Consider the following 202-nt stretch of genomic DNA (forward strand, 5'->3'; position numbering starts at 1 on the left):
TGACTGGATTTGCAGTACCCACTTTAATGGTATTCCCCAAACCAAGTTGCACCCCATCTGCTGTGGTGCTGCTGGTGATGTTGCTATCACCTTTCACATTCAGCGTATCGCCTAATGCAAATTGGTTATTGCTGCTACCATTACCAAACTTGATGCCTTTGTCCGCTGTTGCTTGCGCTGCATCTGCTGCAGTTTGCGCAGT

1 protein-coding gene is annotated in these 202 nt (G+C 48.0%); it reads right to left on the reverse strand.

Going from position 1 to position 202, the window contains the following annotated elements; all coding sequences use genetic code 11:
- Window positions 1-202: hypothetical protein (locus tag MMO42_RS18180; protein ID WP_241321591.1), on the reverse strand; the 202-nt coding region annotated here is incomplete at both ends.

The sequence above is a fragment of the Acinetobacter sp. ANC 3882 genome (assembly GCF_022549545.1).
GTDB lineage: Bacteria > Pseudomonadota > Gammaproteobacteria > Pseudomonadales > Moraxellaceae > Acinetobacter.